Below are 23,926 nucleotides of genomic sequence, written 5' to 3' on the forward strand. Positions count from 1 at the left end.
GATTCATTTTATCAAGATAAATGGCGTACTTTTATCCGAAATAACAGTAATTAAATAGAATTTGATTCACTATTTATTGGCACTAACTTTGCTTGTTAAGTAATGATTTCTAATTACAAAATTAGCATCTTGTGTGCATGCTCTTCTTCGGCCCTGTAAAGCTGAGCGCATGTCATTCATTTATAACAGAATGGACAGAATAAAAATGAAAGCAATTCCTCTAGCTATTGCAGCCCTATCTATCGTCAGTTACACAGCAAGCAGCGCTGAAGACACCACACATATCAAGCTGGCTACCACGACAAGCACCTACAACTCTGGACTACTGGATTACCTATTACCAAAGTTTGAAAAAGATACGGGCATCAAAGTCGGTGTTATCGCTGCCGGTACGGGGAAATCACTTCGTATGGGTGAGAATGGTGATGTTGATTTGGTGATGACACACGCTCCAAAGGCTGAAGCGGATTTCGTTGAAAAAGGCTACGGTGTTCTGCCTCGTAAACTTATGTATAACGATTTTGTGGTTGTTGGACCAAAGAGTGACCCTGCGAAAATTGCGTCTCAAAAAAATGTCATCGATGTTTTCAAGGTAATCGCAAACAGCAACGTGACATTCTTGTCTCGAGGTGACGATTCAGGTACCAACAAGAAAGAGATGGGCATTTGGGCACAAACCAAAATGGAGCCTAACTTTGGTGGCTATCGTAGTGTTGGTCAAGGCATGGGACCGACGCTGAACATGACCTCTGAGATGCAAGGTTACACGCTCACGGATCGTGGTACTTGGTTGGCTTATCAAAACAAACTGGATCTAAAAATCCTTTTTCAAGGCGATAAAAATCTATTCAACCCTTACCAAGTGATCCTGGTTAACCCTAAACGCTACCCAACCACCCACTATAACGCAGCAAAAGTATTCAGTGACTGGCTTGTTAACCCTAAAGGGCAGAAGCTGATCAACGATTTTAAACTGCAAGGTCAGCAGTTGTTTGTTGCAAACGCAGAATAATTAATACAGCATTATTACCAATGGAATTGAATTAAGACGATCCTTTGTCTCACAATAGCTGACCAATGATGCCTCGCACGAATTGCGTCAGCTATGATTACGTCATTAACACATTCAGACTGATTGTCGACCGAAATGAGAGCTTCCATGTCCTTATGGCAAACAACGCTTGATGCATTAAATTTATTGGTGAGTTTCGATAACGAATTGTGGAAAATCGTTGCGGTATCTTTTAGTGTCTCTTTATCCGCCATTTCCTTGGTCATTGTCCCTGCAATCATCATATCCTTCCTCTTAGCCTATACCGAGTTTCCAGGAAAATGGTCACTGTTGTCGATAATTAACACCCTCCAAGCCATCCCCACCGTGGTGATCGGTTTACTGTTGTACATGATGTTGTCGCGTTCTGGCCCCTTGGGTGACTGGCAATTGCTGTTCACACAAAAAGCGATGATACTTGGCCAAATGCTGATCTGCTTCCCGGTGCTGGTTGCAATGATGCATGGCGCGTTACAAGCCAGTGACCGTCGTGCTGTTGAAACCGCTCGTACACTCGGCGTTTCAACCACTCGAGTGGCATGCACGTTAATTTGGGAAACACGCTTTCCTTTAATGGCAGCCGCCATTGCCGCATTTTCTCGCATCGTAACGGAAGTGGGATGTTCAATGATGGTTGGTGGCAATATCATGGGGATGACAAGAAATATCCCAACAGCGATTGCAATGGAAAGCCATAAGGGGGCCTTCGCTCAAGGCGTTGCACTGGGTATGGTCCTACTTGCCTTGGCATTAGCGCTAAACTTTTTTCTCTCTAGTGTGAGAGGAAAAGGCTATTTAAGAACTTAGGAGTGCTGTCATGAGTATAAAAATAACAACACAGCAAATCTCAATGCGCTTTAAGGAGCGTGTTTTATTCCATATACCTGAATTATCAATTGGTCCTAACGATGCCATTTATCTTAAAGGTGATAATGGTGTCGGAAAAACGACCCTACTTAAAATTTTGTCCGGTTTAATCCAGCCAAGTTCTGGACAGATTCAATCTCCAACCCAAAGCTGGCACCAGCTCTTATTCCCAAGGTCAAAATTTAAAGACATCATCTATTTGCACCAAACGCCGTATCTTTTTGATGGTTCGGTATACCAAAATGTTGCTTACGGCATTCGATTTCATAAAGGGAGCCAAAAAGATAAGCGCGCTCAAATAATTAGCGCGTTGAGAATGGTCGCTTTAGAAACCTTAGCGGATGAGCATATTTCTGTCCTCTCAGGGGGGGAACGCCAGCGCGTTGCAATGGCTCGGGCTTGGATTTTAAAGCCCTCAATTTTGCTCATGGATGAACCGAGCGCCTCTTTAGATAAAGAATCTATTGAAAGATTAGTCATTATGGCTGAAGATCTCCTTTTACGAGGCGCAAGCTTGGTCATCACAAGCCATCAAGCCAATGCGTTAACCGATTTATGTAGGAAGCAATGGTGGATCAAAGACAACACTTTGACTGAATCAACGCTTCTGAAAGTTATTCAAAAAAACAGTGCACAAGAGAACATTTATGTTGCTTCCAGCGCAAACTAGTTGGGTTATTTTGGCCGGCGGACAAGCCAGCCGTATGGGTGGAAAAGATAAAGGACTCGTTGAACTTAACGGGTCGCCGCTTATTCAATATGTTATCGACCAGCTGTCACGACAAGATGTCAGCATCACCATCAATGCAAACCGTAACTTAGACCGTTACCAAACCTTTGCGCCTGTTGTGTCTGATTCCTTCCCGGATTACCCGGGGCCATTAGGGGGGATTCATGCCGGTCTTAAAAACGCGACGACAGATTGGGTCGGGTTTGTACCTTGCGATAGTCCGCAAATTAATAGCGACCTTGTGACACGTTTTTGTGCAGCAGTGAAAGAGAACAGTGACATTCTTGTCGCTCATGATGGCGAATTTAAGCAACCGGTATTCACCCTATTCCACAAGCGTGTCCTACCAAAGTTAGAAGCATTTTTGGAACGTGGTGATCGTAAAATCATCCTACTGTACAAAGACTGCGTGACTGAGTACGTCGACTTTAGTGACTCGCCAGATTGCTTTGTCAATCTCAATACGCCAGAAGAACTCACCCAATTCGGAACCCTTCGATAATGAAAGATTCTAAACAACGCCCTAACCTTCCTCTATTGGGCTTTGCTGCTTATAGTGGTACAGGTAAAACAACGGTACTTGAAGCTCTGCTGCCGTTATTGACTGAATCGGGTTTAAAAGTAGGTGTGTTAAAACATGCTCACCACGATTTTGATGTCGATAAGCCGGGTAAAGACAGTTACCGTTTACGTAAAGCGGGCGCGAACCAAATGTTGATTGCATCTCGTAACCGTCACGTGATGATGACAGAAACGCCAGAGGCGGAAGCAAATTTTGATTACTTGCTGACTCGCTTTGATATCAACACGCTTGATCTGATTTTGGTGGAAGGCTGTAAGAACATCGCTTTCCCAAAAATCGAACTGCATCGAGATGAAGTGGGCAAACCTTGGTTGTACCCGAACGATGACAACATTATTGCTATCGCGGCAAACAGCCAAGTTGAATCCGATCTACCACAAATGGCGATCAACGACTTAGAAGCGATTCGTGATTTCATCATCGATTACGCGCAGTCCTTTGACCTTTCATCTACAACAGGCAAAGCCGTGTCATGCTCATCTTCAAAAGACGCAGCGCCCACAGTGTGTTGTGATTCGTTCTCTCCTGCTGGTCTAACCGTTTCTCAAGGCCAACAAAAGATTGTTGATAGTATTGACGCACTCGATCTCACTGAGAGTGTTGAATTGTTGCAGGGCTATGGCCGCGTATTGGCGGAAGATGTCATCTCACCAATCAATGTTCCTCAAAATACCAACTCTGCGATGGATGGCTATGCGATCCGTAGTCAAGATCTAGAATTGGACAGCTACAACATCGTTGCGGAAGTCATGGCCGGTCACTGCTACCAGCAAACCGTTCAACAAGGTCAAGCGGTTAAGATCATGACGGGCGCACCAATGCCAGAAGGTGTTGATGTTGTCGTGATGCGCGAACAAGCCGTTCAAGATGGCGACACCGTTCGCTTTCCTGACGCTAAGATCTCGGTTGGACAAAATGTCCGTATGGCCGGTGAAGATTTAAAGATCGGCCAACCTGTCTTTACCCGTGGCACACGCATTGAAGCGCCAGAAATGGGCATGATGGCGTCGTTAGGTTTTGGTACCTGCCCGGTTGTGCGTAAAGTGAAAGTGGGTGTGTTCTCGACGGGAGATGAAGTTCAAGCGCCGGGGAGCGAACAAAAACCCAACTCTGTCTACGACTCGAACCGTTTTACGATTATCGGCATGCTTCAAAAACTTGGCTGTGACATCGTTGATTACGGCATTATTGAAGATGACGAACAAAAGATGATCGACGTGCTGCACTCTGCATCGCTTGAAACCGACATGGTTCTGACTTCGGGGGGCGTGTCTGTTGGTGATGCAGATTACATCAAGCTTGCGTTAGATAAGCTGGGTGAAATCAACTTCTGGCGTATCAATATGCGTCCGGGGCGCCCTCTTGCTTACGGCAAAATTGAAGATAAACCGTTCTTCGGTTTACCGGGTAACCCAGTGGCTGTCATGGTGTCGTTCATTAACTTTGTTGAGCCTGCGATTCGCAAGCTTCAGGGTCAAACCAACTGGACGCCAGTGAAAGCAAACGCAGTCGCCACTCAACAACTGCGTTCACGCCAAGGCCGTACTGAATTTAGTCGTGGAGTATTCTCGATGAATGAATTCGGCGTGCTTGAAGTGAAAACAACAGGTAAACAAGGTTCAGGTATTCTGCGCTCAATGAGTGAAGCAAACTGTTTAATCGAGATCTCACCAGCGGTTGATACCGTAAAAGTGGGTGAGACAGTGACGATCATTCCTTTGCAAGGCCGCGTTTAATTCAAAGCGAAGATACGACATTGACTTAGCCTCTTTTTAATTGACTTAGAAGATCTTCGCCAAAACATAAACGAAGCCCCTATATAGATTTTTCAATACTAAGGGGCTTTTTGTTCTTTTCGTTTCGAGAAAAACAACCTGTTCGTTACCTAAAAGACAAATAGCTCAAATTACGCTAAACGTTTAGAACGATAATTTTAAGATTTCTTACCATTACCTTGAGCCACGTACGGTTTTTATGTAGAGTGCGCGCAAAGTAACAATCCTATTGGAGAGCACCATGGCTCGTACCATTCTGTACACTTACAAAGATGAAGACAAAGAGTTACTGTTTTCAAAACAAGAACACCGCACGATCCAAGAAGCGGTTGCCGAAGCGGAAGGCATCGACATCACTGAGTATCTCAAAACTGAGCAACAGCTTGAGTTGATTTCAGATACGAAAGCGGTTCGCAACTACCAAGACAACTACTTCCGTAAGCTTGGCTTTACTAAGCTTACCTTGAAACAAAAAGACAACCTTGGTGTGGGTAAAAAGAAGAAGTAAGCCCTCTGTCTGGCTCTTGTTCTTGATATATCGCTTCTAGCTTTTTGTTTTGCGTTAAAAAGCGAAAACACTGAACAATAAAAAATGTCGCAACCTGTTTCGAGATTGCGGCATTTTTATTTGTGCTTTGTAACTATCTAACCTTAGCTAGCGTAACTTAAGTCACCATTACTTAATGTTAAGGAATGCAGCGCCACGAACGCCACCTGAATCACCGTGCTTCGCTTTGATGATCTTTGGACATTTCGCTACAGACAACAGATATTTAGGCACACGTTTTGGCATCTCTTGGTAGATAAGCTCGAAATTTGAAAGACCGCCGCCCAGTGCAACTACGTGTGGATCCAACCCTGTAAACAGGTTGGCAAAACAGATGGCCAACAACTCCATAAAACGATCTACGTGCTCAGCCGCTTTCGCTTCACCCTCGTTATACGCTTGAATGATCTCAATCGCTTTCTTCTTCTCGCCAAAGTAGTGCTCGTAAATTAACTCAAAACCACGGCCAGATAAATAGCTGTCTAAACAACCTTTCTTGCCACAACCACAGCCCAATAACGGTGCGTTGTCGCCAAGGTGGAACCATGCATCAAGAGGAAGGCGCATATGGCCAAGCTCGCCAGCAACATGGTTACGACCAGAGAACACTTTGCCTTCGTAAATAAGACCGCCACCAAAGCCTGTACCGAGAATTAGGCCAGCAACTGAGGGTTCATCTTTCAACTCATCATCCCACGCTTCTGAAAGCGCAAAACAGTTTGCATCATTTTCGATTTTTACACTGCGGCCAATAAGTGCTTCTAAATCTTTTCGCAGTGGTTTACCTGTTGAAGCGGGTACGTTAACGACAAGCATAGTGCCGTCATCGGCGTTTTCCATACCAGGAAGACCAAGGCCAATTTTACCTTCGCAAGAGAATTCGCTGTCGTATTTCTGAACCAACCCTGCAATCGTATCAAGCAGTAATTGATAGTCGTCTGTTGGCGTAGGTACACGCTCTGTTGCTACTCGCTCAAGTTTCTCATTGAATGCACCAAACTCAATTTTTGTGCCACCAACATCGAAGCCGTAATACATGAAATCTCTCCAATTTTTCCCTAAATTCGGGTAAATAAAATGTTTAAATAAAACAACTAAGGAGCATTATCCATAACACTCCCCCTACAAACCGTGATAGATAACAAACTTATCTCGTGATCGAGTCTGTTTGAACAACAAGTCAGCACAAAGCGGTTAAAGGTTAGAGTGACGTCTCATTTTTACTGTGTTCGATGAAAGCATTCAAGCAAGGTTGAGTCGGATCCGACTTATAACGCGTCTTACTTAACATGTAGCTTTCTCGAAATGCTTCAAACCAGAGCTGTAAAGTCTTGGCCCCCTCTTCTTCACCGGCCTGTTGGAGCACTACGCTCGCGACTTCGGCAGTCGAAAGGTGTTGCTCATTGTCTGACTTTCTCATCATGTACTGGGAAACCGATTCAGGCTTAATCGATAAAACAGGTAAAGGTTGCAGATACTCTGAACGGCGAAAGATGCGTCTCGCTTCTCGCCAGCTTCCATCGATGAAGATAAGTAACAGTGTTTTATTCGAATCACGCATTTGAGGTAAATCTTGAACCACACGCGTTTTGTCGTCGGTGTAATCTTCAGGGAATACAACAACGGGTTGGTATTTCTCATCGTTGAGGATATCCAACATCTCTTGATTAGGTTCTGTTCGGTGCCAAAGATAGGCATAACTGTCCTTGACCGTATCCATGATCAATCGACCGGTATTACTCGGCTTCATGATTTCGTTGTCTGATAAGATCAACATGGTCGCGACGTTGGTATCTATATTGGGTTGATGTTCACACAGACAACTCTCTTGCTTGATTTTACAGTACTCGCATCGCACGACTTTACACCCCCGTGCGTTAAACGGCTTGGTAGCAAGAGACAAACGGTGTTGGTATAAACGGTGGAAAGCGTGAATTCTCATGAATATTAACGATAGATCTAGAAAAGTGGCACGATTGTACTTACAGTAACCTGATAATGATAGAAGGAATTCCCATGCAAGATCCATCACTGCTGCGTCTCATTTGTTTTATTGTCGTTTTCGGATTGTGTGCGCTTTGGGAATGTCGCTTTCCACGTAAAACGCTGACTCAAAGCAAGTGGTTTCGTTGGGGGAACAACTTCGCATTAGTTGCCTTAAATAGTGTTCTGTTAGCCACACTTATCCCTATCGCTGCATTCCAAGCCTCAATCATTGCACAAGAGCATCACTGGGGTTTATTCAATATCTTGTCCCTTCCTAAAGTGCTGACTATTGTCATCTGTGTGATACTGTTAGATTGCGCCATTTATCTACAGCACTTGGTATTTCACCGTGTGTCTTGGTTATGGAAGTTACATCGAGTTCACCATGCGGACCTCGATATTGATGTGACAACCGGCACTCGCTTCCATCCGATTGAAATGATACTTTCGATGCTAATAAAAGTGAGTTTAGTGGTCGCTCTCGGCGTCCCGGTTATTGCCGTAGTGATATTTGAAATTGTTCTTAATGCGAGTGCGATGTTCAACCACAGTAATGCGCGTCTACCACTGTGGATCGATAAGCAGTTGAGAAAAGTGATCGTGACACCAGACATGCACCGAGTGCATCACTCTATCATTGTTAAAGAGACGCATTCGAACTTTGGCTTCTTCTTATCTGTATGGGACATCTGGTTTAAGACTTACCGCGCTCAACCCAAACTAGGCCACGATAAGGTGCATATTGGTGTGCCCGAGATTCAAGATGGTAAGGAGCAACGGTTGGATTTGATGCTGCGTCAACCGTTCGCGCATTTCTCGCCTCCCAACCAAGTAAAGTAAAGCTACTAAATTGGGGAGGTTAAGTCGCTCCGTACCCAGCAGTGATTGTTCAACGTAACGGTAAATAAATAAGTATGATTAATTTATTTCGTATACTTGAAGCCGTTGATGACGTTTGATTTTAGTTTTTATTAGAAGAGTGACATATGAAAATAAAAAGAATACTAGCTTTGATAGTCACCTTGACGACTTTGGTTGCTTGTAGCTCTACGCCTATCCCTTACAGAGACATGAATGCTCTATCGAAACCGCTATCAAAATCAGAGCAAATGACAACGAATGCCTACATGACAGTATATAAGCATTGGCAAGGTGTACCTTATCATTTTGGTGGCACATCATTCCAAGGCATTGACTGTTCAGCCTTTGTGCAAATAGCAGTCCAAGATGCCGCTCAAAAAACCTTACCGAGAACGACAAAAAACCAAAGTAAGCAAGGTGTAAAAATCGCCTATGAACAAGCAATGAGCGGTGACTTGGTGTTTTTCAAAACCTCATTGAACGTCAGACACGTCGGTGTTTATCTGGGCAATAAACAGTTCCTACATGTCTCTACCTCTAAGGGCGTAATTATCTCTAGGCTAGATAACCCTTATTGGGCTTCAAAATTTTGGCAGTTTAGACGTATATAAAGCATCAAAACTCTACTTATACCCTAAATCTAGCTCCTTGTTTAAAATGAAGAATTCTAAACGCTGGAGCCAGTTCTAAAGTCTCAAGCGCCAACGCTTAAAATCAGGACGATGATGAGATATCTAGTCGTATTTTGCGACAGCCGAATCAAATAGATTTTTCACTAACGCAATATATTCATCTAAAAATACGATTTGCTCGTTAGTCGCTTTCTTGCCCCATACCCCCGCAAGCACTTCACTTAAATCGGCAACGACCGCATCCGCTTCTTTCAACAACTGAAAACGAACACTAGAGTGGAGTTCAGGGTTCTGTTCAAAAATCGCCATGATGTTAGATGAAATCATGTCGGTGACAATGTCTTCAACACTTTCATCGCCCGTATCCCCTTTGGCATTGGTAAATACATCCAGATTGAATGATAAGTGCTCAATTAAAGCCAGATAGCCATCAGTTTCTACAACCACAATAAATCTCCGTTTTTAAGCTCAAGAGCAGATGAATACGTCTCAAGCTAATAGTATGTTAATGAAGACATTTGTCACCACTTTCTTCTAAAAAGTGGTATATAAATGCTCTTCGCAAGCCTGTAAGGTCAAAAATACATCAATATAGAAACAAAGCCTAAACGTCGAATATATAATGGCTTTCCAATGCTGACTGATCCTTTGAATACTGACTGAACAGCGTGTCTTTGTGGCCTACACTTTAACATTCTCACTTGCTCAACTTTAGCGTAGACAATAACAACCCTTCAAAACTTTTCCAATCAGGAATCTGCTCTCAACGTTGAATGTGAGATTTATGCCAAATTCTTCATCATCGTCAAAACGATTTTTTTACTGAATCAATTGCATTTCATCAGCTTGAGTTCACAGATCCACCAATTGATTCGTCTTAATAAGATTAAGACTCAAGAACATTGACCAGTACATCTATAAATTGTTGAAATTTATCCTAGACTAACACTATTAACTCAACGTAATACAAACCAACAGTTCTTTGAGGATCCCCTATGTGGCAGGCCATTTCTCAACAGCTTTCAGATACACTTTTATTCAACTTTCCGATCACCGAACGTATTAAAGTTTCCGGTGGTGACATTAACGATTGCTACATGATTAGTGATGGTAATGAGCGTTATTTTGTGAAAGTCAACCAGCGAGAATTTCTACCTAAATTTGAAATTGAAGCTGAGAACCTTCGTTTACTAAGAGAAACGTCTACCGTCTATGTACCTGAACTTGTTCTGATCGGTAAAGCCAAAGACTGTTCGTTCATCGTTCTCAATTACTTACCCACTAAACCGCTTGAAACGAGTAACAATAGTTATGATTTCGGAGTACAACTTGCTCGACTGCATCAGTGGGGAGAGCAAAAAGAGTTTGGTTGTGATCAAGACAACTACATTGGCAGTACGCTTCAACCTAACCCGTGGCATAAAAAATGGTCGCGTTTTTTCTCCGAGCAGCGTATTGGTTTCCAGCTCCAGTTGTTGAAAGAAAAAGGCATCGATTTTGGTGACATCGACGATATCGTCAATACGGTCAACATGAAATTGGCGGGTCATAACCCTAGTCCTTCTTTGCTTCATGGCAATTTGTGGCATGGTAATGTTGCTAACTCCGCGTTTGGCCCGATTTGTTACGATCCTGCCTGCTATTGGGGTGACCATGAGTGTGATATTGCGTTAACAGAGTTATTTCACGGGTTCCCGCCCGCATTTTATGAAGGCTATCAAAGCGTCGTACCGCTCGATGTGGGTTATCCTGATCGAAAAGACATTTATAATTTGTACCATCTTCTTAATCACTGCAATCAATTTGGCGGTGAGTATTTAGCACAAACTGAAGCATGTATTCAGAAGATTCAAGCGTTCTAGTATCGATCACCGTAGGTCAGTGTGAGGAGAGTTCACCATGCACAAATACACCGAGAAACACGTCTCTTGCCCTCATTGCGGGCATGGCATAAGCATAACGCTCGATGCGTCAAACGGCAGCCAAGACTTTTATGATGATTGCCCGGCTTGCTGTCACGCCATCCATTTAGATATGCAAGTTGATGAAGCCCGAAATCGGATCAATCTATCGATTGATGCCGATGACGAACAAGTGTTCTAAATAATGCCAATGGTTGATTGAGTACACCACAATCCCAAAAGAGTACTTCATGTGCTCTTTTGATCTGAACGAAGGGCCGAAAAAACCAAATTCGCTGCTATCAATAATCGTCAACGGCGACAAGTCGAACTATTTCTGATTCGCCAGAACGCGTTCAACCGTATCCACTATCGCTTGTGTTTGAGGGTCGAATTCAATATTCACATCATCCCCGACCTCACGAGCGCCAAACAGAGTGCGATTCAGTGTTTCTGGGATCAAATGTACCGAAAAACGGTTGCCTTCAACTTCACCAATCGTCAATGAGCATCCATCAACACCGATGTAGCCTTTGCTCAGTACATATTTCATGGATGCTTCTGGCAGTTCGAACCACAGCGTACGGTTGTTTTCCGTTTTAATCACTTCAACTAGCTTTGCCATCAGTGCGATGTGACCAGACATACTGTGACCGCCAATCTCGTCACCAAACTTAGCAGCGCGCTCGACGTTGACCTTGTCACCAACCTTTAACTGGCCGAGATTGGTTAACCTCAATGTTGCTTGCATTAAATCAAACGCAACGTGGTTTGCTGAAATATCAGTGACGGTTAAACAGCAGCCGTTATGAGCAATTGAAGCACCAATCGCTAAGCCTTCAACCATGTTATCAGTTAACTCAATGGTATGAGTTTGAAACGACGCTTTTTTGTCAATCGCAACCACTGTTGCCATGCCTTGAACGATACCTGTAAACATAAGATTCCTATTGAGCGTATTACCCACAGTTTTTCATAGCAGTTATTGTGACATTTCTTTATGATTCGTCCAGTGGAAGCTCAAATTCTGTGTCTCTGATTCGTTCAGAATCTCCATTCCTACACCATTACCCTAATTTTATCTCTTATTTGGAGTTGTTTGTGCATCGTTACAAAGAAGAAGCGTCTAATCTGATCAAACTTGCGACCCCGGTTTTGATCGCATCCATTGCACAAACTGGAATGGGCTTTGTCGATACCGTAATGGCTGGCGGCGTAAGCGCGATTGATATGGCGGCGGTGTCGATTGCTGCCAGTATTTGGTTGCCATCGATTCTATTTGGTGTCGGGTTATTAATGGCGCTGGTTCCTGTTGTGGCACAGTTGAACGGCTCGGGTCGTCAAATAAAGATTCCGTTTGAAATTCAGCAAGGTGTATTTTTAGCGCTTGTCATCTCTGTTCCAATCATTGGAGTGCTTTTTCAAACGCAGCTGATACTTGAATGGATGCACATTGAACCACTTATGGCCCAAAAGACCATCGGTTATATCAATGCCGTGATGTTTGCTGTTCCTGCTTTTTTGCTCTTCCAAACGCTAAGAAGTTTTACTGATGGTATGTCTTTAACCAAGCCTGCAATGGTGATTGGTTTTATTGGCTTACTTTTGAATATCCCACTCAATTGGATGTTTGTATACGGTAAGCTAGGAGCCCCTGCTCTTGGTGGGGTCGGTTGTGGCGTGGCAACGACCATTGTGTACTGGGTGATGTTCGCTTTATTGTTTGCCTACGTTTTAACATCAAAACGTTTAGCGAAAATCAATATCTTTGGCACGTTCCATAAACCACAATTAAAAGCGCAAATCCGTCTGTTTAAACTTGGCTTCCCGGTTGCTGCTGCTATCTTTTTTGAGGTAACCCTATTTGCGGTTGTTTCCTTATTAGTCGCTCCATTGGGTTCATTGATCGTTGCAGCACATCAAGTCGCGATTAACTTCTCTTCACTGGTATTCATGATTCCAATGAGCATTGGTGCTGCAGTGAGTATTCGTGTTGGTCATAAATTAGGTGAAAGCAACACTGAAGGAGCAAAGATCGCGACACATGTGGGGATTATTATTGGGTTGATAACAGCGTTTATGACGGCAGCGCTAACGGTGCTGTTCAGAGAACAAGTCTCGCTGCTGTATACAGAGAACACCGCTGTAATCACGGTGGCAATGCAACTATTGTTATTCGCTGCGGTATATCAATGTACTGATGCCATTCAAGTGATTGCGGCAGGTGCTCTACGCGGATACAAAGACATGCGTTCAATCTTCAACATCACCTTCGTTGCCTACTGGTTGCTTGGTCTTCCTATCGGCTACATCTTAGGTATGAAAGATTGGATTGTTGAACCTATGGGCGCACACGGCTTCTGGATTGGTTTCATTATTGGACTCACATCAGCGGCGATTATGCTGGGTATGCGCCTACACTGGATGCACAAGCAAGACGACGATGTTCAGCTAGAATTTAGCGCTCGTTAAAGAGCGTTGCCGATCCTGTAGGCAAAGAGACTTTAAGAGCACTGACTGAGCAGGGCTCTTTTTATTGCCGATCAACTTATATATTCTGGTTTAGATACCATAACTGTTTTTATTGTTAATACTCGCTCTTTTCCCGAACAAAGCGTGCAAACTTGGGTTTCCCATTTTGAGTAAATCCGTTGTAGCGAAACGTGATCTGACTGCCAATTTCGGGGGGAGCCAATCGCATTTTGTCGCTAAATCCGCTCCCAATATAAAACTCGACACCGTCTTCGGTATGAACCAGTATTGAGCCCATCATCCCCTTATATTTGCCCGTACCCGCTTTATAGCCAATAACGGTTGCTTCCGCATCGTGGTGCCTTTTTAGTTTCAACAAGTCGTTACTTCGACCTGCTTGATAACGACTCGTGATTTTACGTAACATCAAACCTTCACCATTACGTTCGTCCACATTATCTAACTGATAGAATAAGCTGTCTTCACTATGAATTGGCGAATGCTCAATATAACTAACATGAGGCTCATCAATTACGCGAACCCAATGAATAATATTGTAATAGCGTTTCTGATAGTCACCTGCCGCACCTGGCATATCAAACAACATGAGATCGATTTTCTTCCATGCGGCATCACTAGGCGTATGATCTAGCACGGTTTGCTGAACAAGATGAAAATTACCTCGCCCTGCCCACAACTCCCCTTCTAAACGCACTTTCGGTAGTTTTTTGACAAACCACTTAGGGGCATAAATTCGATTGCCGTTGCGAGTAAAGAGTTGCTCTCCATCCCACAAAGCTCGGACCCCATCCAGCTTTTCACTGGTCCAGTACAGGGACACATCGATGCCTTGTTGATAGTTATTGGCCAACACCAGATCGTCGGGTGGTAAGTAAGAAGAATGAGATGGGAGTGAACACGCCCAAAGGGTCGCAATTGCCAATTTCGTTAATCTCATTACCAGCTCCAAGTTGTTTAACTTTCATTCCAAGAAGGCAACATCGTAAGCAATATTTCGTCACGGATGGCGGCATTTCATTAAAGATGCGACTCAAACAGCAACCTTATTTAACGCACCGTTTCATTCACCCCACAAATGAGTTATCGATCTCATAACTCACCTCATATGTCGTTCTCAGAATGAGAAAATGCCCCTCTCAATATGAAAATCAACAAACCCACCTCATTAACTAATTGAAAAATAACAACATAAAAACTGGCACATTACGTGCTCTTGTTACTGCATACCTTCAAGGAGATAACATTATGGAACTACGTAAAATTGACTTAAACACAACGACACTGACTCTTTCGATTTTTGGTGATTTAGACGCCGCGGGTAGCCGCGATGCACAAATCGATATTGATGACGTAATTTCTAATGATGGACATCCAGAGATTGAAGTGGATTTCAGCCAAGTTCAGTTCCTTGATTCCTCTGGCGTAGGAGCCATTGTTTACATGTTCAAACGTCTTACCGAGCGAGAAAGAAACATGCGTTTAGAAAATGTCTCAGGTCAGCCGCTAGAAATAATGAACCTGCTACGTATCGATCACGCGATCCCTGTTAACTCAAAAAATCCTACAAATTCATGAAGATCCACTAAGCTAGAAGTAACAAAAAATAATAATAAAAATTAGCAACATGGGACGTTGGCATGAAAATACTGAAAAACTACATAGCGCTTTCTCTGTCCGCTCTCGTTCTGGGTGGCTGTACTAGCTACCCAGAGCAAGGCACAGGGGGATTAGCTGAAAGTTATGATTCTATCAATGATCAAAACTCCGATTTCTCTCCTGTCATGCCAGACGAACCTCTTGGTCCAGAACATGGATTGCGTTTTGATTGGCAGCTCACTAAGTTGCATCTTGATGCCTTAATTCAGGAAGGGGCGCGTTGGTGCTTTCCCGCGGCAGTTGTCCAAGCGATAGAAAAGCAAAATCGTATTGCTCGTGAACTGCAAGGCGGCCTGCTTCTCGATGCAGCCAACGACCTTATTATTCAAAGAAAACGCTTAAATCAACTGGAAGTCAAACTGGACTTTGTCACCGCTCAAGCCCGCTGTGAGCCACCCAAAAATGAAACCCAATTCAGAATGCAATTGTCGGTTATCGAACAGTTGTATGACCTGCTTAATGTTGACAACCAATTTGCTGAAAATTCGATTGAAGTCAACCCGAAGTACATGGGAAGACTCGCGGAAGCAACCAGCCTACTGAAACAACATAAATCTCTCGATCTTATCGTTACCGGCCATGCCGATGCGACAGGTACCGAAGAATATAACGATAAGTTAGCACTAGGACGAGCGAAGCAAGTTGAACGTTATCTGACTATCTTTGGTTTAAGTGCTCAGCGAATCAAAGCCGTCTCTGTTGGTGAAACCGTCCCTCTTTTTGAAGGTGAATCTGACGGCACACGCTTGACCAACCGCCGAGTGAGTATCGAAGTTGTCTCGCCTAAGAATGCGGAGAAAATGGGAGGTGGACTATGAAAGCCTTATTCACTTTTATCATCACCCTATCGTTATGCTTTTTGAATGTTGCGAATGCTAGTGACGAGTTTTCAGATGCCGTTCAAGTCGGTGACCTTATTCAAGTCAACGTCCCCGGAGAAAGTACTTTAAACACAGGGTTCCAAGTCGATAAACGTGGCCGAATCACCCTCCCTGAGGTCGGCGCGGTGTTTGTTGCAGGTTATGACAGTGACCAACTTAACAAAGTCGTTCTAGAATCACTGGCAACCGCTTATAAAGATCTCTCAAACGCCTCCATTTATGTAAAAGAGCAGCAAGTCATCATCTCAGTCCAAGGTTATGTGGAACAACCCGGCGAATACACGCTGTCACTCGGCTCTAGCATTCAAATGGCGCTGTATGCGGCCGGCGGTCTACGTCCGGGCGCACAATTAGACAAACTTATCTTAAAGCGCGGTGATGTTCGAACGGAATTCAACTATAAACGTTTTCTTGATTCGGGGGATGAATCCACCCTTCCAACCCTTCAATCACTTGATTCTCTGTTTGTTCCGGCTTCTCCACTCGTCGGAAACATTGAACAAGAGTTTGATGCCGCGAAGTTGGCGAACTCCGGTGACAGTGCTGATTCTCGAAATTCCATCAAAGTATTTGGTGAGGTTAACGCTCCGGGCTCTTTTACTTACAAAGAAAATTCAGATTTAGTGGATGTATTAATGCGTTCTGGTGGTGTCACTCGTTATGCGGGTGTCGAGCAAATCCGTGTGATCTCAAACAATACGCCGACTCTGTTTAATTTAAAACGCTATTTAGATTCTGGCGATGAAAGTATGCTGCCAGTGCTTCGCCCGGGCTCAACGATTTTTGTACCGAAACAAGAAGAAGAGATCAAATCGGGCGCCAATACAGTCTATGTCATGGGTGAAGTTGCTGCACCAGGAGCCTTTGAAGGCAAAAAAGGGGCAACGTTTATGGACATTCTTGCCAACGCTGGCGGCCCAACGCGCTTCGCAGAATCGCGTCAAATTCGCGTGATTAAGTCCAACGGTCGGGTGCTTAAATTTGACTTAGCAGCCTATACCGAAGGGCTCGCTAACTCTGCGCCACCGACCATCCAAGCCGGTGATGCGATTTTCGTTCCTGAAAAAACAGACATGAACGAGAAATCTTGGTTGAAAATCACACCAGACAGAGCGGTTAACGTGATTGGTGAAGTGAATCGTCCAGGTCGTATCGAATGGTCAGATGAAATGAACTTCATGGGTTTGTTGGCACACGTTGGTGGCCCTACGCTACGCGCTGACACATCGAAAATTGAAGTGGTGACGGGAAGAAAGTTAGTCGTATTTAACCTTGATGAGTTTATCCAAAACGGCGCTCCACGAGACCAAATGCCCAATATTCAAGCAGGATCAATCGTCCGAGTTCATGACTTACCACAAGATCCTTCAGACAATAAGTCGCAATGGGTTCGTCAAAGTTCAGACGCTTCAATTTATATCTTTGGACAAGTGAATGCTCCCGGTCGTTACCGCTTCACCAAAGACATGCATTTCTTAGACATATTGTCTGCGGCTGACGGTCCCACAAAAGATGCTGACATCCACAACGTTCGCGTCACACACCGTGACAAAACCTATTCACAAGTCAGTAAACTGAACCTATCGCTGTACTTTGAAACCGGTGATGAATCGTTACTGCCAAACGTCACCACCGGCGACACGATTTATATCCCAGAGAAAGGGAAAAACTGGTTAGATAGACCGAAAGAAGAGACCGTTCGAGTGCTTGGCGCCATCAATAATCCGGGGCGTTATGTGTTCAACGACAATATGACGATTCTTGATATTTTAGCGGAAGCCGCTGGCCCTACTGACAATGCTTACGTAGAGAAAATTACCATAGTGAACATGTCATGCTGCCAAGGCCAAGCACGAACTTTTGACCTTATTGAGTTCAGTAAAACCGCGAACATTTACAACCTTCCGGTATTACGTGCCGGCGATACGATTTACATCCCAGACCGTCGTGAAAGCTTTATCGAAAAAGCACGTGTTGGCTTAGATGACATCCTACGTATTACGACCACCATCTTGTTAATAGGAGCGCTATAATGACTATCTCAGCGACCCATACCGAAGTCGAGCAACTGTATTTAGCTTCAGAACTTAATGGCCAAAAATCAATATGCGTAACCGCCTGTCACTCAGGTGACGGCGTAACATCTGTTGCAACGGCATTAGCCGAGCGCTTTCTTCTTGCGGGCCACTCAACGCTGTATGTTGATCTCAACTTATTCAACCCTGCCTTCAAAGATCTGAATATGCTAGAAGACAATCAACAAGCTCAATTGATAGAGCATGTTGAAACTCAGCGCATGTTCATTGGTGTCCCTGCTCCACAAATCGCATCGACTCAGCTCGCTTATAAAGACCCCGCGACACTGAAAAAAGCCGTCACGCAGTGGTTAAGCAAATACGACCGTGTCGTCATTGATACATCACCACTGCTTAATATTAATAAGAGAAACATTCCGGCTCAATCGGTTGCCAGTGCTTGCGACGGTGCTCTAATCGTTGTCGCCTATGGTGAAACTTCAACGCATCATTTAGAGCAAGCAAAGAAACTTCTCGATGCTCAAAACATTTCATTAATGGGCTGTGTAATGAATATGAAACAAACACCGAGCTTTGCACAAGAATTGGTAAGACAAATCAATCGAATGAAATTCATACCGGTCAAGCTTCGTGATAGCTTGGCAAATAAACTGTATCAAAACGAGTTTTTAAACCTGCCTATGTAACTCTGTTTTGCAACTTTATTGCTGTCATTAAAACCGGACAGCGACCTAACCCGTTGAGCTTCATTGCAGCAGTCGTTTGTTCAAGGTGTTGAGCTAACTCTGCTTTATTTAACCCAAGCCCTCTAGTTAAACACCTAGATCCATATAAAAAAAACCATTAAATCATACTGTTACGTATTGGGGGCGATAAACATCCCCCCTGACTCTATAGCTTGTGATGCCATATTTTATGGCAAGCAGTTGAAATTGTTCTAGAAAATGACTAAAACTTAATAGTAGTTAGGCGATTAAACTCAATAAGATAGTTTGAATGGCAACTTAACAAAAGGACGTCTGTGAATGAATCCAACGGTAGCGCCACAAACACCAGAAAATACAGGTAGACCCGCAAATCATGAGCTTGTCGACGAACGTATTCTAGAGCAAATAATTCGTGATACCAGTACGGACATCATCCCAATTTTGATTGGCCATTATGTTGAAGAATCACAAACACGCTTGGTCGCCATCAAACAGGCAGCCGCTCAGAAAGACGCCCAGACTCTTGAGTTCGAGGTCCACACCCTTGGCAGTGCAGCGCTTTCATTAGGGAATCGCCCTTTGGGGGAGTTATCTCGAGCTCTGGAAAAGCAATGTTTAGAACAGAGCCATGATGCCGCATTTCAACGAGTTGATGAATTACTGGAACTCGCAGAGCGTTCGATCAAAGCCTTGCTTGAAAGGAACGAGGTCGGCTTCAGTTAACTTTGGAGGTTCATCATCAGTATCAGTATCAGTATCAGATAAAAACTCAACACAGTCGTTATTACGATACGTTCATCATGATCACCACCGTGACAACTGATATCGGCTGCTTGTTAAAAGATTCCATGCGGTAGATAACAAATACACACGACTCGTATTGATGGTTACAAATCACTATGTTATTGGTTAGTTAGGATAATGTTTCAAAAGGAATTGTACAATGCGTCCTAAAGTATTGTTAGTTGAAGACTCCACCTCCCTTGCCGTACTTTACAAACAGTACGTCAAAGACGAACCCTACGATATTTTCCACGTTGAAACTGGCGCGGAAGCCAAGACATTTATAGAAAGGCACAGCCCACAACTCGTTATCCTAGATTTAAAACTGCCCGATATGCCGGGTGAAGAGGTTTTGGATTGGATCAGTGACAACGATATTCCAACGGCAGTCATTATCGCCACTGCTCATGGCTCCGTAAACATTGCGGTCGACCTTATCCAACGTGGTGCGGAAGATTTCTTAGAGAAACCGATTCAAGCGGATCGACTCAAAACCTCTGTTAGCTTGCATCTAAAAAGAGCAAAACTTGAAAACCTGGTCGATGACATGCAAAGCAAGTTCGATCGTGATCGCTTTCATAATTTCATCGGCTCTTGCCTACCCATGCAGGCGGTTTACAAGATCATTGATTCTGTCGCCCCAACGACGGCCAGTGTTTTTATCAATGGTGAAAGTGGAACCGGTAAAGAAGTCTGCGCGGAAGCGATACACAGAGAAAGTCAACGCCGTGATAAACCGTTCGTTGCGATTAACTGTGGTGCTATCCCTCGAGATCTAATGGAAAGTGAAATCTTCGGCCACGTTAAAGGTGCCTTTACGGGCGCCACGACCGACCGAAAAGGTTCAGCAATGCAGGCGCATGGTGGTACCTTATTTCTCGATGAGCTTTGTGAAATGGAGCTAGAGATGCAGAAAAAGCTTCTGCGATTCTTACAGACAGGCACCTTCACCCCACTCGGCGGTAACCGAGAAATTAAAGTAGATGTCAGAATTATTTGTGCGACCAACCGCGATCCCTTAGTTGAAGTGGAAGAAGGTCGGTTCCGAGAAGATCTTTATTATCGTGTCCATGTCGTGCCTATCGAGATGCCACCACTCAGAGAGCGTGGAAGTGACATCGTCACCTTGGCTAACCACTTTTTGAAACTGTACGCGAAACAAGATAAGAAGAAATTCAAGTCAATCGATAAAGAGACACAGACACTGTTTAGACGTTACCCGTGGCCTGGCAACGTGCGCCAATTACAAAACGTCATTAGAAATATAGTGGTGTTAAACAATGAAACCACAATGACGAAAGAGATGGTGCCGCCACCAATCAACAAAACAGACATCGCCACACCGAATCGTGTTAGCCCAATACGGAATATAACATCGGAAACCGTGCCCCAACCTACCGCGATTCCAGAAGCGAAGTTGCCCCCCTTAACTCCGGAAGAGCTCGAACACGAGAGCCGTCCGCATAGCCCGGCTCAGCAAGCCCCTATCACTCCTCCCTTGACAACCAGCGATGGGGCGATTCGTCCAATGTGGCAAATAGAACGCGAAGCCATTCAACACGCCATCAACCATTGCGATGGAAATGTGTTAAACGCGGCTGTATTGTTAGAACTGAGCCCTTCTACTGTTTATCGTAAGAAACAGGCTTGGGAATCGGAAGATGAGTACAATCAAGCCTAATCAAGGTGTGCTCAACATAAACCTTCATGAGATTTGGCTGTTAATCGACAGCCAAACTTTTGGAGGTATAGAAACGCATGTTTTAGAGTTAGCACAAGGCCTGAGATCGGAAAGTGCTCTGTATTCAGAGGCTATTCGAGTCGTTCTTTTAACGAAATTTACCCCTGAGCCGATCATCGTTGAAAAATTGCATGCGCTGAACATCCCTTTTAGTTACCTCTCCGATTTAGCTTCATGCTCTGGTGGTTCAAACGTCAATAGTGCCGTGCAGCTTAAACGTGCGGTTGAACATTATCAGCCAAGGCTTATACACGCTCATGGTTACAAAGCCAGTTTGGTCAGTAAGCTAATCAAGCTCTCACCGCGTTTAAATCACACCAAACAAATCACTACTTATCACGCAGGTGAAACGCCAACAGGCAAAGTATGGGTGTATGACTGGCTCGACCGTTACAGCAGCTTCCTTTCAGATCAGTCGCTTGTGGTCAGTGAGAAGATTAAAGCGAAAGTACCGAGTAAAACCCATCAATTGAATAATTTTGTAAAAGTGCCCATCGGATTAACAAACGTCTCTTCATCCAGTCCATTCCATGTTGGTTTTGTGGGACGATTAAGCCATGAAAAAGCGCCGGACAGATTTGTAGCATTGGCTAAACAGTTTGCCGATGTTCAGTTTGAACTTTTTGGTGATGGGCCTGAAATGGGAGCGTTAGTTAAATCACCATCTGATAATGTTATCTTTCATGGGCATCAGACCAATATGGACGACGTCTGGAGCCAAATCGATCTGTTAATCATCCCTTCCCGCTTCGAAGGCTTACCTATGGCGGCATTAGAAGCCATGATTCGCGGCATTCCCGTCCTCGCCACCTCGGTTGGTAACTTGCCTCAGCTCATCGATCACCAAGTTAACGGCTACCTCGCGAATACAGAAGCCGAGCTAGCACAGTTTTTATCTGTGTGGATGTCATTGTCGAACGAGCAACGTGACTCTCTCAAGAGTAACGCGATAAAAACCGTCAAAAACCAATACTCGCCACAAGCGGTTGTGCCGCAGTTGTTGGAAATCTATCAACTCGACCGTGAATCCTAGCCTTAGTCAATAACTGATTATTTTAACTTGATAATTTAGCCGTTCCCGTCAGTGTTATAGTGATTCTCAAAATGCCAAAATTCACCCAAGGCTAAAACCTCTTTTAATAATCCAACAGTAAATCAGTCAGTTAAACAAAATGCATAACTGGCACTCACTTTGCAATCTTTAACATCAGGCGTAACGACGTCTTAAAAGATTGCGAGCGAGTCATAAAGCGTTTATTTGCCAATAGAGGTCACAATGGTCAACCCTGAAGCCAACAGATTACCAGTCATCATCACGATCAGCACCTTGTGTGTTGGGCTTGGTGTTGTTTGGTACTTTGTGCCGCATCCTGTTGTCATTGTGGCGCTCGCTCTTGTGCCATTGGCCGGGTTATTCGTGTTAAACAAGACATTCTGGCTAGTGCTACTGTTCGTTGTTTTTTCATTTTTCCGAATTCACGAAGCCATACCTCAGCTTTATTCGTTAAAAATACCGCTGATGCTCTCATTAGGTGCGCTGTCAGCTCTGCTTTGGCATGCATTCATCAGTAAAGAGCTTAAAATCTTCTGGCACCCTTGTTTACATTGGCTCGCCATATTTTGGGTCTTGGTATTCATTGGTATTATCTTCGCGTCTAACAGACCCATAGCACTTGCTGAATTCAAAGGCGTTTATTGGAAAATCATCGTCATGACGCTGGCGATTACATGGCTAGTTAACACCACGGAAAATCTCGCAAAAACCGCGATGACGATTATCTACGCGGGCGCATTAGTCAGTGCTATTGCGGTGTACAACTCAATCAATGGTATTGGGCTTGTCGAGGGCTCACGCGTGACGATTGGCCGCGATTTTGGTTCGATGCTGGGGGACCCAAACGACCTCGCTTTGGTGTTACTTTTCCCACTCGCCTTTGCGATTAGTCAAACCACGACGCCTGGTATCAGCTATTTTAAACGGATAATAAGTGCACTAATTTGCATTTTATTGTTGGCCGCCATTATCGCCACTCAAAGTCGAGGCGGATTACTGGGGTGTATTGCGGTTATTGGTATTTTTGCATGGAAATTAGTTCGTTCTAAAGTTCTCTTAATCTCGGTAGGCACTATCGCCGCCGTGGTACTCTATTTGGTCGCCGGAATATCAGACAGAGCTTCAGGTGGTGCTGCTGAACAAGGTATCGATGAATCGGCCATGGGGCGCATTTATGCATGGGAAGCGGCTGTAAAAATGGCCATAGAAAACCCATTAACTGGCGTCGGGCTGAACAACTTCTTCTCAAACTACTTCTTTTATAGCTCACACTGGGACGGACTGAATCACGCCGTTCACAGCACTTGGTTTGGTGTATTGGCAGAGACCGGATTTATTGGTTTGATCATTTTTGTCTGCCTTATTGTTTCTTTGATCAAAACCGCTCGCGCAACCCTAACGAGGCTAACAAACACGACCACACAAATCGCGCCTGAACTAAACGCGGTCGCCTACGCGATCTATGCAGGTCTGATTGGCACCATCGTGTCGGGGACATTTTTGACTCAAGGCTTCAACTGGCCAATTTATATCCTTGCAGCACTCACAGTTTGCGTTTCAAACGTATCTCAAACTGCCTGTCAAAATGAGAAAATCTAAAAACCATTTTTTAAGTCATTGAATATAATAAGTTTACTTACTG

The 23,926-nt window shown here is 44.1% G+C and carries 24 protein-coding genes; 19 read left to right on the forward strand and 5 right to left on the reverse strand.

Features of this window, described 5'->3' with window-relative positions; all coding sequences use genetic code 11:
* The first annotated feature begins 205 nt into the window (after window positions 1-205).
* The 6 genes from OCU36_RS06895 (at window position 206) to OCU36_RS06920 (ending at window position 5,514) form a co-directional block, all read left to right on the forward strand.
* Window positions 206-1,012, forward strand: a complete 807-nt coding sequence (locus tag OCU36_RS06895; protein ID WP_261839644.1) for a substrate-binding domain-containing protein — start codon at window positions 206-208, stop codon at window positions 1,010-1,012.
* 147 nt (window positions 1,013-1,159) lie between these two features.
* The gene (locus OCU36_RS06900; protein ID WP_261839645.1) at window positions 1,160-1,858 is read left to right on the forward strand and encodes an ABC transporter permease; all 699 of its coding nucleotides are present in this window, start codon (window positions 1,160-1,162) and stop codon (window positions 1,856-1,858) included.
* A 10-nt stretch (window positions 1,859-1,868) separates the two neighbouring features.
* Window positions 1,869-2,588 (forward strand): ABC transporter ATP-binding protein, encoded by a 720-nt coding sequence (locus OCU36_RS06905; protein WP_261839646.1) that lies wholly within the window; start codon window positions 1,869-1,871, stop codon window positions 2,586-2,588.
* Entirely contained in the window at window positions 2,566-3,150 is a 585-nt protein-coding gene (mobA, locus tag OCU36_RS06910) for a molybdenum cofactor guanylyltransferase MobA (RefSeq protein WP_261839647.1), read from the forward strand. Before OCU36_RS06905 ends, mobA begins: the two co-directional genes overlap by 23 nt.
* Window positions 3,150-4,967, forward strand: coding sequence for a bifunctional molybdopterin-guanine dinucleotide biosynthesis adaptor protein MobB/molybdopterin molybdotransferase MoeA (locus OCU36_RS06915; protein WP_261839648.1), 1,818 nt, complete (start codon window positions 3,150-3,152; stop codon window positions 4,965-4,967). The genes mobA and OCU36_RS06915 overlap by 1 nt, the downstream gene beginning before the upstream one ends.
* Before the next feature lie 280 nt (window positions 4,968-5,247).
* Complete coding sequence (locus tag OCU36_RS06920; RefSeq protein WP_261839649.1) at window positions 5,248-5,514, forward strand: DUF2960 domain-containing protein; 267 nt, start codon at window positions 5,248-5,250, stop codon at window positions 5,512-5,514.
* Window positions 5,515-5,682: 168 nt separating this feature from the next.
* Here the strand turns inward: OCU36_RS06920 and nagK are convergent, their stop codons facing one another.
* Together nagK and OCU36_RS06930 are read right to left on the reverse strand one after the other, a co-directional pair.
* Complete coding sequence (gene nagK, locus OCU36_RS06925) at window positions 5,683-6,591, reverse strand: N-acetylglucosamine kinase (RefSeq protein WP_261839650.1); 909 nt, start codon at window positions 6,589-6,591, stop codon at window positions 5,683-5,685.
* 163 nt (window positions 6,592-6,754) lie between these two features.
* Entirely contained in the window at window positions 6,755-7,501 is a 747-nt protein-coding gene (locus tag OCU36_RS06930) for a tRNA-uridine aminocarboxypropyltransferase (RefSeq protein WP_261839703.1), read from the reverse strand.
* A 68-nt stretch (window positions 7,502-7,569) separates the two neighbouring features.
* Here OCU36_RS06930 and OCU36_RS06935 point away from each other — a divergent pair, with 68 nt between their 5' ends.
* Window positions 7,570-8,379, forward strand: coding sequence for a sterol desaturase family protein (locus tag OCU36_RS06935; RefSeq protein WP_261839651.1), 810 nt, complete (start codon window positions 7,570-7,572; stop codon window positions 8,377-8,379).
* Between the two features lie 146 nt (window positions 8,380-8,525).
* A complete protein-coding gene (locus OCU36_RS06940; protein WP_261839652.1) occupies window positions 8,526-9,011 on the forward strand; it encodes a C40 family peptidase in 486 nt (161 codons plus the stop codon).
* A gap of 123 nt (window positions 9,012-9,134) precedes the next feature.
* On the opposite strand, the gene OCU36_RS06945 is transcribed toward OCU36_RS06940, so the two are convergent.
* Window positions 9,135-9,479 carry a DUF3802 family protein gene (locus tag OCU36_RS06945; RefSeq protein WP_261839653.1) on the reverse strand — a complete coding sequence of 115 codons (345 nt, stop codon included), beginning with the start codon at window positions 9,477-9,479 and terminating at the stop codon, window positions 9,135-9,137.
* Between the two features lie 548 nt (window positions 9,480-10,027).
* Between OCU36_RS06945 and OCU36_RS06950 the strand changes: the two genes are divergently transcribed.
* Together OCU36_RS06950 and OCU36_RS06955 are read left to right on the forward strand one after the other, a co-directional pair.
* Complete coding sequence (locus OCU36_RS06950) at window positions 10,028-10,894, forward strand: fructosamine kinase family protein (protein WP_261839654.1); 867 nt, start codon at window positions 10,028-10,030, stop codon at window positions 10,892-10,894.
* A gap of 37 nt (window positions 10,895-10,931) precedes the next feature.
* Window positions 10,932-11,135 carry a CPXCG motif-containing cysteine-rich protein gene (locus OCU36_RS06955; RefSeq protein ID WP_261839655.1) on the forward strand — a complete coding sequence of 68 codons (204 nt, stop codon included), beginning with the start codon at window positions 10,932-10,934 and terminating at the stop codon, window positions 11,133-11,135.
* A 129-nt stretch (window positions 11,136-11,264) separates the two neighbouring features.
* Here OCU36_RS06955 and OCU36_RS06960 read toward each other — a convergent pair whose 3' ends face one another.
* Complete coding sequence (locus OCU36_RS06960; protein WP_261839656.1) at window positions 11,265-11,873, reverse strand: riboflavin synthase subunit alpha; 609 nt, start codon at window positions 11,871-11,873, stop codon at window positions 11,265-11,267.
* A 161-nt stretch (window positions 11,874-12,034) separates the two neighbouring features.
* Here OCU36_RS06960 and OCU36_RS06965 point away from each other — a divergent pair, with 161 nt between their 5' ends.
* Window positions 12,035-13,405, forward strand: a complete 1,371-nt coding sequence (locus tag OCU36_RS06965; RefSeq protein WP_261839657.1) for an MATE family efflux transporter — start codon at window positions 12,035-12,037, stop codon at window positions 13,403-13,405.
* A gap of 115 nt (window positions 13,406-13,520) precedes the next feature.
* On the opposite strand, the gene OCU36_RS06970 is transcribed toward OCU36_RS06965, so the two are convergent.
* Window positions 13,521-14,363, reverse strand: coding sequence for a DNA ligase (locus tag OCU36_RS06970; RefSeq protein ID WP_261839658.1), 843 nt, complete (start codon window positions 14,361-14,363; stop codon window positions 13,521-13,523).
* Window positions 14,364-14,671: 308 nt separating this feature from the next.
* Between OCU36_RS06970 and OCU36_RS06975 the strand changes: the two genes are divergently transcribed.
* From OCU36_RS06975 to OCU36_RS07010, 8 genes are all read left to right on the forward strand, one after another.
* Entirely contained in the window at window positions 14,672-15,001 is a 330-nt protein-coding gene (locus tag OCU36_RS06975) for an STAS domain-containing protein (protein WP_261839659.1), read from the forward strand.
* 62 nt (window positions 15,002-15,063) lie between these two features.
* Window positions 15,064-15,900 carry an OmpA family protein gene (locus tag OCU36_RS06980; protein ID WP_261837351.1) on the forward strand — a complete coding sequence of 279 codons (837 nt, stop codon included), beginning with the start codon at window positions 15,064-15,066 and terminating at the stop codon, window positions 15,898-15,900.
* Entirely contained in the window at window positions 15,897-17,996 is a 2,100-nt protein-coding gene (locus OCU36_RS06985) for an SLBB domain-containing protein (RefSeq protein WP_261837352.1), read from the forward strand. Before OCU36_RS06980 ends, OCU36_RS06985 begins: the two co-directional genes overlap by 4 nt.
* Window positions 17,996-18,685: a P-loop NTPase family protein gene (locus OCU36_RS06990; protein ID WP_261837353.1), complete on the forward strand. Its 690-nt coding sequence runs from the start codon at window positions 17,996-17,998 to the stop codon at window positions 18,683-18,685. Before OCU36_RS06985 ends, OCU36_RS06990 begins: the two co-directional genes overlap by 1 nt.
* Window positions 18,686-19,024: 339 nt before the next feature.
* Window positions 19,025-19,429 (forward strand): Hpt domain-containing protein, encoded by a 405-nt coding sequence (locus tag OCU36_RS06995; protein ID WP_261837354.1) that lies wholly within the window; start codon window positions 19,025-19,027, stop codon window positions 19,427-19,429.
* A 220-nt stretch (window positions 19,430-19,649) separates the two neighbouring features.
* Window positions 19,650-21,170, forward strand: a complete 1,521-nt coding sequence (locus OCU36_RS07000; protein ID WP_261837355.1) for a sigma-54-dependent transcriptional regulator — start codon at window positions 19,650-19,652, stop codon at window positions 21,168-21,170.
* The gene (locus OCU36_RS07005) at window positions 21,151-22,263 is read left to right on the forward strand and encodes a glycosyltransferase family 4 protein (protein WP_261837356.1); all 1,113 of its coding nucleotides are present in this window, start codon (window positions 21,151-21,153) and stop codon (window positions 22,261-22,263) included. Before OCU36_RS07000 ends, OCU36_RS07005 begins: the two co-directional genes overlap by 20 nt.
* 243 nt (window positions 22,264-22,506) lie before the next feature.
* Window positions 22,507-23,883 carry an O-antigen ligase family protein gene (locus OCU36_RS07010; protein WP_261837357.1) on the forward strand — a complete coding sequence of 459 codons (1,377 nt, stop codon included), beginning with the start codon at window positions 22,507-22,509 and terminating at the stop codon, window positions 23,881-23,883.
* The last annotated feature ends 43 nt before the right edge of the window (window positions 23,884-23,926 follow it).

This window comes from Vibrio artabrorum (assembly GCF_024347295.1).
GTDB lineage: Bacteria > Pseudomonadota > Gammaproteobacteria > Enterobacterales > Vibrionaceae > Vibrio > Vibrio artabrorum.

What these genes read in the sequence shown, in the direction of transcription:
- OCU36_RS06895 (WP_261839644.1), top strand. Translation starts at nt 206, where the DNA reads ATGAAAGCAATTCCTCTAGCTATTGCAGCCCTATCTATCGTCAGTTAC.
- OCU36_RS06900 (WP_261839645.1), top strand. Translation starts at nt 1,160, where the DNA reads ATGTCCTTATGGCAAACAACGCTTGATGCATTAAATTTATTGGTGAGT.
- OCU36_RS06905 (WP_261839646.1), top strand. Translation starts at nt 1,869, where the DNA reads ATGAGTATAAAAATAACAACACAGCAAATCTCAATGCGCTTTAAGGAG.
- mobA (WP_261839647.1), top strand. Translation starts at nt 2,566, where the DNA reads ATGTTGCTTCCAGCGCAAACTAGTTGGGTTATTTTGGCCGGCGGACAA.
- OCU36_RS06915 (WP_261839648.1), top strand. Translation starts at nt 3,150, where the DNA reads ATGAAAGATTCTAAACAACGCCCTAACCTTCCTCTATTGGGCTTTGCT.
- OCU36_RS06920 (WP_261839649.1), top strand. Translation starts at nt 5,248, where the DNA reads ATGGCTCGTACCATTCTGTACACTTACAAAGATGAAGACAAAGAGTTA.
- nagK (WP_261839650.1), bottom strand. Translation starts at nt 6,591, where the DNA reads ATGTATTACGGCTTCGATGTTGGTGGCACAAAAATTGAGTTTGGTGCA.
- OCU36_RS06935 (WP_261839651.1), top strand. Translation starts at nt 7,570, where the DNA reads ATGCAAGATCCATCACTGCTGCGTCTCATTTGTTTTATTGTCGTTTTC.
- OCU36_RS06940 (WP_261839652.1), top strand. Translation starts at nt 8,526, where the DNA reads ATGAAAATAAAAAGAATACTAGCTTTGATAGTCACCTTGACGACTTTG.
- OCU36_RS06950 (WP_261839654.1), top strand. Translation starts at nt 10,028, where the DNA reads ATGTGGCAGGCCATTTCTCAACAGCTTTCAGATACACTTTTATTCAAC.
- OCU36_RS06955 (WP_261839655.1), top strand. Translation starts at nt 10,932, where the DNA reads ATGCACAAATACACCGAGAAACACGTCTCTTGCCCTCATTGCGGGCAT.
- OCU36_RS06960 (WP_261839656.1), bottom strand. Translation starts at nt 11,873, where the DNA reads ATGTTTACAGGTATCGTTCAAGGCATGGCAACAGTGGTTGCGATTGAC.
- OCU36_RS06970 (WP_261839658.1), bottom strand. Translation starts at nt 14,363, where the DNA reads ATGAGATTAACGAAATTGGCAATTGCGACCCTTTGGGCGTGTTCACTC.
- OCU36_RS06975 (WP_261839659.1), top strand. Translation starts at nt 14,672, where the DNA reads ATGGAACTACGTAAAATTGACTTAAACACAACGACACTGACTCTTTCG.
- OCU36_RS06980 (WP_261837351.1), top strand. Translation starts at nt 15,064, where the DNA reads ATGAAAATACTGAAAAACTACATAGCGCTTTCTCTGTCCGCTCTCGTT.
- OCU36_RS06985 (WP_261837352.1), top strand. Translation starts at nt 15,897, where the DNA reads ATGAAAGCCTTATTCACTTTTATCATCACCCTATCGTTATGCTTTTTG.
- OCU36_RS06990 (WP_261837353.1), top strand. Translation starts at nt 17,996, where the DNA reads ATGACTATCTCAGCGACCCATACCGAAGTCGAGCAACTGTATTTAGCT.
- OCU36_RS06995 (WP_261837354.1), top strand. Translation starts at nt 19,025, where the DNA reads ATGAATCCAACGGTAGCGCCACAAACACCAGAAAATACAGGTAGACCC.
- OCU36_RS07000 (WP_261837355.1), top strand. Translation starts at nt 19,650, where the DNA reads ATGCGTCCTAAAGTATTGTTAGTTGAAGACTCCACCTCCCTTGCCGTA.
- OCU36_RS07005 (WP_261837356.1), top strand. Translation starts at nt 21,151, where the DNA reads ATGAGTACAATCAAGCCTAATCAAGGTGTGCTCAACATAAACCTTCAT.
- OCU36_RS07010 (WP_261837357.1), top strand. Translation starts at nt 22,507, where the DNA reads ATGGTCAACCCTGAAGCCAACAGATTACCAGTCATCATCACGATCAGC.